Annotated in this window: 13 protein-coding genes; 3 read left to right on the top strand and 10 right to left on the bottom strand. The window is 40.3% G+C overall.

Annotation, left to right across the window (positions count from 1 at the left end; all coding sequences use genetic code 11):
* The first annotated feature begins 96 nt into the window (after window positions 1–96).
* Both Q0R88_RS05020 and rsmG read left to right on the top strand, forming a co-directional pair.
* The gene (locus Q0R88_RS05020; RefSeq protein WP_295713138.1) at window positions 97–702 is read left to right on the top strand and encodes a sigma-70 family RNA polymerase sigma factor; all 606 of its coding nucleotides are present in this window, start codon (window positions 97–99) and stop codon (window positions 700–702) included.
* Window positions 692–1,324: a 16S rRNA (guanine(527)-N(7))-methyltransferase RsmG gene (rsmG, locus tag Q0R88_RS05015; protein WP_295713136.1), complete on the top strand. Its 633-nt coding sequence runs from the start codon at window positions 692–694 to the stop codon at window positions 1,322–1,324. The genes Q0R88_RS05020 and rsmG overlap by 11 nt, the downstream gene beginning before the upstream one ends.
* A 91-nt stretch (window positions 1,325–1,415) precedes the next feature.
* On the opposite strand, the gene Q0R88_RS05010 is transcribed toward rsmG, so the two are convergent.
* The 4 genes from Q0R88_RS05010 to Q0R88_RS04995 form a co-directional block, all read right to left on the bottom strand.
* Window positions 1,416–1,661 carry a hypothetical protein gene (locus Q0R88_RS05010; protein WP_295713134.1) on the bottom strand — a complete coding sequence of 82 codons (246 nt, stop codon included), beginning with the start codon at window positions 1,659–1,661 and terminating at the stop codon, window positions 1,416–1,418.
* A gap of 283 nt (window positions 1,662–1,944) precedes the next feature.
* The gene (locus tag Q0R88_RS05005; RefSeq protein WP_295713132.1) at window positions 1,945–3,543 is read right to left on the bottom strand and encodes a M56 family metallopeptidase; all 1,599 of its coding nucleotides are present in this window, start codon (window positions 3,541–3,543) and stop codon (window positions 1,945–1,947) included.
* A gap of 46 nt (window positions 3,544–3,589) precedes the next feature.
* Window positions 3,590–5,668: a M56 family metallopeptidase gene (locus Q0R88_RS05000; protein ID WP_295713131.1), complete on the bottom strand. Its 2,079-nt coding sequence runs from the start codon at window positions 5,666–5,668 to the stop codon at window positions 3,590–3,592.
* A complete protein-coding gene (locus tag Q0R88_RS04995) occupies window positions 5,665–6,042 on the bottom strand; it encodes a BlaI/MecI/CopY family transcriptional regulator (protein WP_295713130.1) in 378 nt (125 codons plus the stop codon). Before Q0R88_RS04995 ends, Q0R88_RS05000 begins: the two co-directional genes overlap by 4 nt.
* A gap of 332 nt (window positions 6,043–6,374) precedes the next feature.
* On the opposite strand from Q0R88_RS04995, the gene dprA reads away from it, so the two are divergent.
* Window positions 6,375–7,472 (top strand): DNA-processing protein DprA, encoded by a 1,098-nt coding sequence (gene dprA / locus Q0R88_RS04990; RefSeq protein ID WP_295713128.1) that lies wholly within the window; start codon window positions 6,375–6,377, stop codon window positions 7,470–7,472.
* A gap of 120 nt (window positions 7,473–7,592) precedes the next feature.
* Here dprA and Q0R88_RS04985 read toward each other — a convergent pair whose 3' ends face one another.
* The 6 genes from Q0R88_RS04985 to rfaE1 all read right to left on the bottom strand — a co-directional run bounded on the left by Q0R88_RS04985 (window position 7,593) and on the right by rfaE1 (window position 12,060).
* A complete protein-coding gene (locus Q0R88_RS04985) occupies window positions 7,593–8,069 on the bottom strand; it encodes a histidine phosphatase family protein (RefSeq protein WP_295713127.1) in 477 nt (158 codons plus the stop codon).
* 82 nt (window positions 8,070–8,151) lie between these two features.
* Complete coding sequence (locus Q0R88_RS04980; protein ID WP_295713124.1) at window positions 8,152–8,838, bottom strand: outer membrane beta-barrel protein; 687 nt, start codon at window positions 8,836–8,838, stop codon at window positions 8,152–8,154.
* 59 nt (window positions 8,839–8,897) lie between these two features.
* Window positions 8,898–9,863 carry a glycosyltransferase family 9 protein gene (locus Q0R88_RS04975; RefSeq protein WP_295713123.1) on the bottom strand — a complete coding sequence of 322 codons (966 nt, stop codon included), beginning with the start codon at window positions 9,861–9,863 and terminating at the stop codon, window positions 8,898–8,900.
* A 12-nt stretch (window positions 9,864–9,875) separates the two neighbouring features.
* On the bottom strand, window positions 9,876–10,379 hold the full coding sequence (rfaE2, locus tag Q0R88_RS04970; protein WP_295713121.1) for a D-glycero-beta-D-manno-heptose 1-phosphate adenylyltransferase: 504 nt from the start codon (window positions 10,377–10,379) through the stop codon (window positions 9,876–9,878).
* 62 nt (window positions 10,380–10,441) lie between these two features.
* Window positions 10,442–10,999, bottom strand: coding sequence for a D-sedoheptulose 7-phosphate isomerase (locus tag Q0R88_RS04965; protein WP_295713119.1), 558 nt, complete (start codon window positions 10,997–10,999; stop codon window positions 10,442–10,444).
* 83 nt (window positions 11,000–11,082) lie between these two features.
* Window positions 11,083–12,060 carry a D-glycero-beta-D-manno-heptose-7-phosphate kinase gene (gene rfaE1 / locus Q0R88_RS04960; RefSeq protein ID WP_295713117.1) on the bottom strand — a complete coding sequence of 326 codons (978 nt, stop codon included), beginning with the start codon at window positions 12,058–12,060 and terminating at the stop codon, window positions 11,083–11,085.
* Between the last annotated feature and the right edge of the window lie 4 nt (window positions 12,061–12,064).

Below are 12,064 nucleotides of genomic sequence, written 5' to 3'. Positions count from 1 at the left end.
TAAAGATCTTATTTGGTATTTGCCATTTTTTGACATAGTATATTATATGTATTTAAATGTATTTGGCTTAGTTGGGGCCTTTTTTAAAACCACCCAATGGAAATAAACGCGAATTTTACCGAGAACGCTAAAAATGATTTTCACCTTGTGGTGAGGGCGCGTACAGGCGACCAAAAAGCGTATGCCGATTTGATGCACCGTTATAAAGATTCTATCTATTTTATGGTGTTAAAAATGGTGAATAACAAAGAAGACGCCATGGACCTAACCGTTGAAACCTTTGCCAAAGCATTTGAAAAACTGGAGAAATACCAGCCGGATTATGCGTTTAGCACCTGGCTTTTTAGGGTAGCCACTAATAATTGCATAGATTTTATCCGAAAGAAAAAGCTTAATACACAATCTATCCACGGAATGACAGACGAGGATGGCGACGAAAAACCGCTGCAAATAAAGGCAGATGTATTAAACCCGGAAGAAACATCTATTAAAAAACAACAAACCCAGGAACTTAAATTACTCATCGAAAGCTTGCCACCACGTTACCGTAACTTGATCACTTTGCGTTATTTTGACGAATTATCCTACGAGGAAATAGCCCAGCAGCTTGATTTACCATTAGGTACTGTTAAGGCACAATTGTTTAGGGCCAGGTATTTATTAGGCAACATCATAAACCGTTTTAACAGGGATGACATCTGATATCGTTTTTAAATATTTTCCAGATCTGACAGATCAGCAACGTTCCCAGGTGGAGCAGCTGCCAGAATTATATAATTTATGGAACAGCCAGATCAACGTAATATCACGTAAAGATATTGATCTGTTATATGAGCGCCATGTATTACACTCCCTCGGTATAGCCAAAATAATGTCTTTTTTACCTGGCGAAACTGTGCTTGATGTAGGTACAGGAGGTGGGTTTCCAGGCATTCCACTGGCTATATTATTCCCAAAAACACAGTTTCATTTGGTTGATTCTATTGGTAAAAAGATAAAAGTAGTGCAGGAAGTTGCCAAAGCTTTAGGCTTGACCAATGTGGAAGCAACGCATGCCCGTGCAGAGCAGATTGACGAAAAGTTTGATTTCGTGGTATCGCGTGCTGTAACCCAGTTGAAAGATTTTTATCCATGGGTACGTACCAAATTCAAAAAGCAATCTGGCAATACATTACCCAACGGTATCCTATACCTTAAGGGGGGCGACCTTGACCAGGAGATCAAAGAATCGGGCCTAAAAGTGCAACAATATCACCTGACAGATCATTTCAGTGAAGAGTTTTTTGAAACCAAGCAGGTGATATATGTAAAAGCTGTGGTTTAATATCACTGATTTGAATTGATTTTGCCCGGTTTTTCCCTTTTTACATTCTGCAAGACTAACCGTCCATCATACATAACACAGCTTATTGCTGTTATATAGCATGGTGATCATGGCTTTGGTTATTTGTACGCGATGCCGCATAAAACACCAAACCGATAGCAAATAAGGCACCTCCCCAAAAAACTGGTAGCTTAAATGTCCAGCTGCCTTTAGGGCCGGTTACAATTGTGCTACTGCCAGAGCTATCTACAGCATTAACAGTTTTTTTGTAAAAGAAGTTACTTGTAATAAAAAGAGCAATACCCACAATAATTAAGGTAATTCCAAACTTTTTCATGATAATTGATTTAAATGAGACACCCAATTGGTATTATGGCGCTGTATATCAATTGAGTAATTGGTTTATAACAAATTTAACAAACAATATGTTCATATGTTAGTGTGTAAACCAATTATTTAAAAATAGTTTTTGGAACAATTGGGGGGATTAAAAAGGAGAAGGGTTTTACACAGAAAAATGCCGAAGCGTTTTTTAATCCGTTCAGCAATTTTGCCTCATTGGGTGGAGGTTTTTATCCGATGTACCTTTTACAATAGATATAATAGCGCAGGTACGTTTTTTACTGTAAAGGCGTTGTTGGAGAAACTGGTTTTACATCAGCAGGAGCAATAGCCGGCGCGGGACTTACCTGAGCTTTAGGCTCTCCGATAATAAAAACATCAACTGCTTTTACGGGTGCCGCTTTCAAATTTAACTTTTTAAGCTGTTTTGCAGAAACCGGGCGTGCGGGCACTGGCATTGCAACAAGGTCTTTTGAGCCAATAGGTTGAGCGGGTGGTGGTGGTGGCGGCATTTTGTTAATGTCTTCTGCACCAATTGGTGACGCAGGCGGCGGTGGCGGTGGCGTTTTGTCGATGTCATCTGAACCAATTGGAGGTGCAGGCGGTGGCGGTGGCATTCTATGAAGCTTTTTGGCGCCCTTTTTTGGTGCGGCTGGTGGAGGAGGAGGCATTTTATCTATATAGGTCTGCAATCCAGGGCCCTTTGGTGGTGGTGGAGGAAGTTTAGGGAATATCAACATTTTAGGGAACGAATAACCGTATTTTTCTTTTAGCATCGCTATTTCCCCGGGTTTTGCTTTGCTTTTATAGTACTCTTTTTGCTCGCCGTTCTTCTCGGTAATAATCACTCTGAAATCGCTTTTCTTATTAATAAGGTAGCCGGTTTCTTCATATTTATAACCTTTCGCGGTTATTGCTTTTGCTTTGATCTGTGTTTTGGCCGAGGTATCAGCGGCCAGGTTTGCCGATTTGCTATTGGCAGTGGGCGCTAATTTGTGCTTTGGCGCAAGGTCAACCCAGCCATAATTTTTACTGAAAGCTAATGTGGATGCGCAAAGCATCCCCGCACAAAGGGGTACGGCCACCAGGTATTTTAGCCTTGCTAAATTTCCCGAACGTTTTTGGTTTAACATAATTATCCTCTTTTTTAACAAATTATAATTGAAAAATGAATGTGTAATGGATGAGCCGTTAAGGCCATATGCATTATTAACAAGGAAGGCGGAGTAGGCGAGGGTGTCGTTTTCAAGGGCTGCAGTTTGCTCATCGGCTATGTATTCATGCACGGTTTTGAGGCTTATCTGCATCAAGTAAATAATGGGATTAAACCAGTTGACGATCCTGATTAGTTCCAAAAAAAGAATGTCAACTGAGTGTTTTTGCCGGATATGTACCAGCTCGTGCCTGATGATGGTGTCATTACCCGCTGTATTTTTACCTATAAAGAGGTAATTGAAAAATGAAAATGCGGTGTTTGAACCATCAATATTTATCAGTTTATACTTATTACCCACAAGTGTTTTACTACTACCAGTCATTTTTATGAGCCTGGATAGTTTTATAAGCAGAACTATAACCAAAACAATAACTCCCGCCAGGTAAGCATACATTAATACGTCATTAACTGTTGTTGTATCCGTAGTTACTTGTGTTACAATGTTTTCAGGGGTAATGATCACAATTGACCCGCCGGGTTGCTCAACTGGTTTTAAGACACCGACCTGGATAACAGGTAAAGCAAACGATAGTAAACAGCTCAACAACAGGTAGGCCCGGTTAAGTGTATAATAAGTTTCCTTATTTAAAAAAAGGCAATATCCGGCATAAAATACAGCGAGGTATATGTTTGCTTCGAGGAGGTAATGCAGCCAGTTCATTGGTTTTTGATTTAATGGGTGGGCATTTTAAAAATCGGGCTATGTTTTAATCTTTTATGTAACTAACTATCACAACTTCATCCAAACTAAGCGATGTTGAAAATCCGGTAGATTGTTTGATAGGTTTATCGGCTGTTGATTTTTGGTTATCATTAGTTTGATTTTCAGGAAGATGGACAACCTGATTGTTTTTAGAATCAATTAGCTGAAATGATACCGGCATTGAATAATGGCCTGCTGCTAAATCAAGGCTGCCATCATAGGCCTTAAGTACACGTAAAAGTTCTCCGTCCATAACAGGTTCAACGCCGCGTACAATTTTAGGATCGATAATTTTACCATCAATTATATCAAGGGTTGCAATTACCCTGCCGCCGATAAGGTTTTTGCGGTCAATTGCAGGGTATCTTACAGATTTAGCTATGTATTTATAAAAAGCGGTAAAATCTGGCAGGGTTGGTTTTTGAACGGCAGTCTGAATGTTAAGGGCAGGAGCCGGTGGCGGTGGGGACGGAAGTTGAGCAATTGGGTTTGGAACAGCAGGCGGCGCTATTGCGTTGGCTGCTTTCAGATCTTTTGCGCCTTTGGCCATCGGCGGGTATTTACCTGCGCGATAGATCAGCATACTTAAATCATAAGATGGATCATTTATGATGGCAGCTTCCTGAGTTTTAATAAACTTATAATAATCGGTACAAAAATAAACGAGTATTTTATGCTGGCCTGCAGAGGCATTAACTGTACCATTAAAGGACTGAATTGATTTTAAAACTGCTTTATTAAATTCATCTCCACCGTTGTTAATTATCCTGGCATCAGATATTTTGTGGTCGTTTTTTACTTTAATGCTAAGGCCTACCACACCGTATTTATTGTTTTTTAAAGCCTCTGCAGGATAATTGACCGTATTATTTAAATGATTAAATAACCCAACATAATCGTCTTTAACAACTATAGGTGGCGGCGGAATATCCATTGGGATTTTTTTAACCTTTAATCCTGCCGGAAATTTATAACCGTAAACGTCATACAGCATCGACTCACCGGATACATTGCATTTGCTGGCGTCAGCTATAAGTTTTTTGCCTTTCTTATCGGTAATGGTGGCAATAAATCCCAGGTGGCCGTTAGCTGTGAAACTTTTTTCATCAATTATGTAACCCTTTGCGTTAACATAAGGCTTAGAAACATGTTGCACTATCGTATCTGTAAGCACTCTTTTTGGCGCAAGGTCAACCAATACATAGTTTTTACTGAATGCTAATGTGGATGCGCAAAGCATCCCCGCGCAAATGGGTAAGGCTACCAGGTATTTTAGTCTTGCTAAGTTTCCCGAACGTTTTTGGTTTAACATAATGATTCTCTTTTTTAACAGGTTATAATTGAAAAATGAATGTGTAATGGATGAGCCGTTAAGGCCATAAGCATTATTAACAAGGAAAGCAGAGTAGGCAAGGGTATCGTTTTCAAGGGTGGCGGTTTGCTCATCGGCTATATATTCATGCAGGGTTTTAAGGCTTATCTGCATCAAATAAATAATGGGATTAAACCAGTTGATGATCCTGATCAGTTCCAAAAAAAGGATATCAACGGAGTGTTTTTGCCGGATATGCACCAGCTCATGCCTGATGATGGTATCATTACCCGCGGTATTTTTGCCAATAAAAAGGTAATTGAAAAACGAAAATGCGGTGTTTGAACTATCAATATCAATCAATTTATACTTGTTCCCAATAATAGTTTTGGCACCGGTGGTCATTTTGATCAGCCTATATATCTTGATGATTAATATCAAAGTGAGTATCGCGATACCAATAAGGTAACCATACCAAATAGCATCCTGAAAGTTAAAATGGCTTAGCTCTGGCTGATAATTTACTGGCCCCGGAGCATTATTGGCATGCACATTTTGTATCACCGTAGTATATGTTTGGGTAGCCGGCTCTTCGGTTGATTTTAAGGAGCCAATCTGGAAAACAGGTAAAATAAACGATATGATACAGCTTAGCAGCAGGTAAATCCGGTTAAGCGTATAGTAAGTTTCCTTATTTAAAAACAGGCAATACCCGGCGTAGAATACCGCAAGGTAGATGTTTGCTTCGATGAGGTAGTGCAGCCAGTTCATTGATTTTTGTTTTTAAGGTTATCAATCAGGGAGGTTAATTCATCCAATTCTTTTACTCCAAGCTTCTTCTCGTCAACAATAAATGATACCAGGCTTTGGTAGGAGTTGCTGAAATAGTTTTTCATCATTTTATCAAAAGTGAATTTTTTGTATTGATCATCACTAATGAGGGGGAAGTATACATGTGAATTGCCATAGGCCTTATGATCAATGAAACCCTTGCCTTCCAGTACCCGTACCACGGTTGATACCGTATTGTAGGCGGGTTTAGGATCGGGCATTTGTTCAATAATATCTTTTACAATAACTTCTTTTAACTGCCACAGTATCTGCATTATCTGTTCTTCGGCTTTAGTGAGTTCTTTAAGATTCATAGCAAACTATTTTTATAGTTACATAAAGGTAGAACTATTTTTATAGTTTGCAAACTATTTTTGTAGTTTTTTATTCAGATGTACAGATATGTAAATTTCAGATATGCAGATGGGGGAGAAGATGTGCAGATTTCAGATGTGCAGATGCAGGGCGGGGTGTGGAGATTTTTGCGGTTAGATTGAAAATGAAATCTAAATATATTTGCTAATATTTTTAGGATTTGTATATTCGTGGTATTGATAGTGGCGTTTAATTTGCATATCTGCACATCTGAAATTTGCACATCTGTACTTAATCTGCACATCTGAAATCTATAATCTGCACATCTAATATGTCCTTACTCCATAAAACCGCTTTATCATTTGTTAAAAATTTGGGTCCGGTGGCGGCTAAATCATTAATGGCTTATTTGGGGAGTGCGGAGGAAATTTTCAGGTCTTCGCCGGCTAAAATGATGGCGATACCGGGTATTGGGGAAAAGAGGATTGCTCAGTGGAATTTTGAAGATGCCTTAAGGCAAGCCGAAAAAGAGCTGGCTTTTGTAGATAAACAGGGGATTGAGGTGATATTTTATACTGATGCCCGATATCCCAAACGTTTAAAAAACTGCGCCGATTCGCCCATATTATTGTATGCGAAGGGGAAAATGGAACTAAACCAACCGCAGGTGATAAGCATTGTAGGTACCCGTAACGCTACAGATTATGGCCGCCAATTATGCCGCCAGCTTATAGAGGAATTACAACAATACAACGTTTTAATAGTAAGTGGCCTTGCTTTGGGCATTGATGTAACCGCTCATAAAGAGTGTTTACGATTAAATGTGCCAACAGTAGGAGTGTTGGGGCATGGGCTGGACAGATTATATCCCAGCCAAAACCGGGCAACAGCTGATAAAATGTTAGAAAACGGGGGTTTACTTACCGAATATCCGTCTGGAACAGTGCCAGATAGGGAGAATTTTCCGCAACGTAATCGTATTGTAGCTGGCATGGCTGACGCTACTGTAGTAATTGAGGCCAGTTTAAAAGGGGGCGCATTGATAACTGCCGAAATTGCCAATTCTTATAACAGGGATGTATTTGCATTCCCCGGCAGGCTGGATGACGTTTATTCTGAAGGCTGTAACTTCCTCATCCGCAACAATAAAGCTGCTTTGCTCACCTGCATGGCCGATCTGGCTTTCAGCCTTGGCTGGGAAAAGGCTGATAATGCCAAACCTGTTGAGCAGTTTATGTTACCATTAGATTTATCAACGGATGAACGCTTTATTTTTGATATTTTACAAGAAAACAAAACGCCTTTAGCTATAGACGAGCTTACTATAAAAGCCAATATGCCTATGAGTATGCTTGCCATGAACCTGTTGAATATGGAAATGCAGGGCTACATCAGGTCGTTACCGGGGAAGACTTATAAGGTGAGTTAGTTGCGGGTGGTGAGGTTCGTGTTGTGTGTTGCGAGGTTCGTGTTGCATGTTGGATTGCGAAAATGTGGAAAATATGTTTGCCCAAAAAATCTTAACTTGATCTCTACAGCCCGCCACAGATCATCCTTTTGGTGAATCAAAAAAGCTTAAATGTCCGTCTTCTTCGCTGATGGATTGCCAGTCTTCGTTATCCAAAGTGATGAGTGCAACCGCACATGTAGGCATATCGCGAATTTGGCCGGTGAGGTAGTATAAAGCCTGGCTAATGCCTGGGTTATGGCCCACAATTCCGATAAAATCGTATTTATTTGGCAGGTCGTTAATCACTTTTATCCATCCTTGTTCGCCGGCTTCATATATTTTTTTGTCGGTATCTACTTTGGGTAGTTGCAGATGTTTGGCGAAAATTTTAGCGGTTGTAAGTGTACGCAATGCGGGACTGCTGATGATGATTTGAGGAATAATAGATTGCCCTTTTATAACTGAGGCCATTAATTCAGCATCATCTTTGCCTGATTGTTTTAGTGGGCGTTCAAAATCTACGTAACTGCTTTCGTGGGTTGCTTTTGCGTGGCGAATTAAGAGTAATTTTTTCATAACCGAGATAAAAGAGATACTTTATATTCTTTTTAAAATTAAGTTTATAATGATGTTTTTGTTTCTTTATCTCAACAAAAAGTTAAAAAATAAATCCCGCCGAAGCTCCAAAAACATGAGTTTTAAATTTGTTGCCCAAGGCATCGGGTGCAATATTCGATAGCCCGAGGTCGTAGTTTAAATTAAGAAGCAAGCCGCCTTTTAATTTTATTCCCGCAATTGCGCCAGCTCCATATTCGTCAGACCGGATATCGCCATCATCGCCAAACGTAATTTTATTATTTGATGTAACCATGGTATGCATGCCGTTATTGTTGTTATCGGCTGATAATTCCTTTTTTCCATACACGCCCATACCCACAAAGGGACCAGCGCCAATATAAAAATCACCTACGATAACAGGAACGTGATAAACCATATTCACAGGCACCTGTATATAATATAAATTATATTTGGTGTTTACCTCGCTTGTGGATCCATTAGGAAACGTACCGGTGGGGCCATAAAATGTGCCTCCTTTACCGGTAAAGTTAATGGCGGGTTGCAGCGAAAAGTGCCCGAGTTTTACATCTGCAAAAACGCCGACATTAAACGATGTTACTGACCCCGAATGAGCATAAACATTTGAACCTGAGATCATATTTGAAGGGGGGCCGGATGTACTCATTGTTGCAAAATTTATTCCCCCTTTTACACCTAAACCCGGTAATTGTGCAAAAGATACTATTGGAGAGATAGTTAAAAGCAACAGGAGCAATAGTTTTGTCATTGAACTAAGGTTAGGGAATTGGTAAAACAAATGTAAGCAATTTTAATAGCCAGAAATTCCTACCTGTTTGCAAATTCAATAATTCCACCTTCTGGCATATTATTCATGCATTTAAAATGCCCGAGCGGGCATTTCTCTAACCCGAATTTTGAGCATGGCCGGCAATCAAGCTCAATACCTGCAACCAGCACATCTTTAACCATATAGGGTTGTACACCCAATAATTCAGGCACCGTGCCTCCCCAAATTGAAACAATGGGTTTATTAAAAGCTTCGGCAATGTGGGTAAGGCCTGTATCAAAACCTATAATACTTTCGGCTTTTGAAACCAGGAAAACAGATTCATCAAGCGAGGTTTTACCGCAGGCATTATAAACAGATGCGCCAATGGCGTCCGCAATTACATCGCCATTAGCTTTAACATCATTACCACCTAATAATATAATGGGTAGTTTTAATTGGCGGCATATACTAATGATCTTTTCATTTGGCATTCGTTTGGTGAAATGTGTTGCCCCGATGATAAAGGCGATATACCCATTTTGGTGTGATGCAGGGAGTAGTTTATCAAGCTGATGTTCGGCTTTTATGTAGTAATCAATAGGCTTGCCGTCGTTTACAATACCCAAAGGTTTTGTGGCTTCAAGGTACCTGTCAACTAAATGAATAGGGGCAATCAGTTTTAATTTAAATTTTAAACTAAGCCACTTTTTGATAGGTTGTTTTTTATAAGTACTTGATTTTATGCCTGTACGCAATTTAATGAGGGTGGTGCGCAGGTTGTTATGCAAATCAACTATATGATCATATTGCTCTGCCTTTATCTCGTTAATAGTATCAGCGAGTGAAGGTTTTAGCAGCAGCAGCTTATCTACATAAGGGTTGTTATCATAGATGTATTTAAAGGCAGGCTTGGTTAAAAAGTGAACTTCGGCATTTGGGATCTGTTTTTTGAGACAGCGTACAACGGGGGTAGTATAAATAATATCGCCCATCGAGCTAAAACGGATCACCAGTATCTTCATGTTGTTGTGCTATCAGGTAATTTGATTCCTGATTTTATTAATTATAGATGTTGAGGAATAGCCCTCCACAAAATTAATGGTTTTTACCTCGCCTCCATTGGCTATTACTTCTTTTGCACCTACTATGTTTTCAACGGAGTAATCCGCACCTTTCACCAAATAGTCGGGCAGTAAAGTGCTGATCACATTCAGTGGGGTATCCTCCTCAAATACAACAATCGCATCCACAAAAAATAGGGCAGCTAATATAGCGGCACGGCTATTCTGGTCGTTAACCGGCCTGTTTTCGCCCTTTATGCGCCTTACAGAGCTATCGGCATTTAAGCCGATAACCAGCTTGTCGCCAAGTTCGGCTGCTTTTGCCAGGTAAGTGATATGGCCAATATGCAAAAGATCGAAAACGCCATTGGTAAAAACTACTTTCTTACCCTCAATTGCCCAGTTTTTCATCTTCGCCTTCAATGAAGGCAAATCGCTGATTTTATCGGTGATTGTTTTTTCGAGGTCGATTCTCATTGATATTTTTTGTAGCGACGCCTATTTGCGTCTCTCGTTTTGGTATGTTTTATAAGCGGTTTTTAATCAAAAAGATCATCGACTGCCTGGCACATAATATGACCTATGAGTATATGCATTTCCTGGATGCGGGCTGTTGCATTTGATGGAATTACAATATTAAGATTGCACAAGCCATTCATTTTACCGCCATCCCTGCCCGAAAGGCCTAACGTTTTACAGCCCAGTTTGGTTGCGGTTTCAAACGCGTTCAAAATACCCTGGCTATTCCCACTGGTCGAGATTCCAATAAACAGATCGCCGGGCCGGGCAAATGCCTCCACCTGGCGCGAAAACACCCTATCGTAATGGTAATCATTTGCAATAGCTGTAAGTGCCGAAGTATCAACCGTTAAAGCAATACCGGGAAGTGCCTGTCTTTCTTTCACAAACCTGCCTGTTAGTTCGGCGGCAAGGTGTTGGGCATCTGCCGCGCTGCCCCCATTACCCGCAAACAAAACTTTATTGCCGCTTTTTAAGGTAGTGGTCATCATTTCGCATGCCGTTTCAATATCGCCGGTAAGCTGGTCAATTACCAGCTGTATAGTATTTTGATGATCTTTAAGTTCGTCTAAAACCATTTTATAGTTCTAAGTTTCGTGTTGTAAGTGATTACGTTTTGCTGCCCGGCTTTTCCTTCACCCTAAAGCTAAACCTTTTATCACTAACCTATTTGCATGTCTTTTATTATCTCGTCAACAGTAGTGGTAGCGCTACCAACTTGCCTTATAACTATGGCTGCAGCATGGTTGGCCAGGTCGCAGGCTTCTTCGATGCTTAGCCCGCAAGCTATAAAATAAGCCATAGTTGCCAGTACTGTATCGCCGGCACCTGTTACATCAAATACTTCGGTGGCTTTTACAGGTAATAGCTTGTGGGTCAATTCACTTAATATCACCATGCCTTCTTCGGATAAGGTAACTACTATATATTCCGTACCGGTTTGCTCAAATATAACCTTTGCGGCTTGTTGTAAACTTTCCAGCGAATTAATCTTTTCGGTTTTGGCAGCTTCGGCCAGTTCTTTTCGGTTTGGTTTAATGATGAAAGCGCCTTTATACTTTTCGTAGTTTAACCCCTTAGGGTCTATTACTACTTTTTTACCGTGTTTATTAGCTTCGATGATAACCTTTTGGGTTAACGACGGCGAAAACAAACCTTTATTATAATCGGATAATACCACCATATCCGCCTGTGCAATGTAGCCGGCTAATTTACCAATCAGTTCATCTTCAATAGCTAAAGAAACAGGATCGGTTACCTCCCTATCCACTCTTACCAACTGGTGACTGCCCGCCAAAACCCTGGTTTTAACAGTGGTTGGGCGACTGCTATCTTTAATTATGGTATGCGTTTCCACGCCTTCTTCTGTTAATATATCTATCACCTGTAATGCAGAAGCATCATCGCCAATAACGCCGGCAACGGTTACTTTTGCACCCAATGACACCAGGTTTTGTACCACATTACCAGCACCACCCAGGGTATAAGTTTCCTTTTTAACGTTTACAATAGGCACCGGCGCCTCGGGCGAAAGGCGGGTGGCGCCACCTATTATATAGTGGTCTATCATTAAATCTCCTATTACCAGTATGGTAGGTTTGGTATTTAATGATTGTATGGCACGTATTTTATCTATCATTCTT

Source organism: Mucilaginibacter sp., assembly GCF_025362475.1.
In the GTDB taxonomy this organism is placed as follows: domain Bacteria; phylum Bacteroidota; class Bacteroidia; order Sphingobacteriales; family Sphingobacteriaceae; genus Mucilaginibacter.
This window is presented reverse-complemented; position numbering and strand designations above follow the sequence as displayed.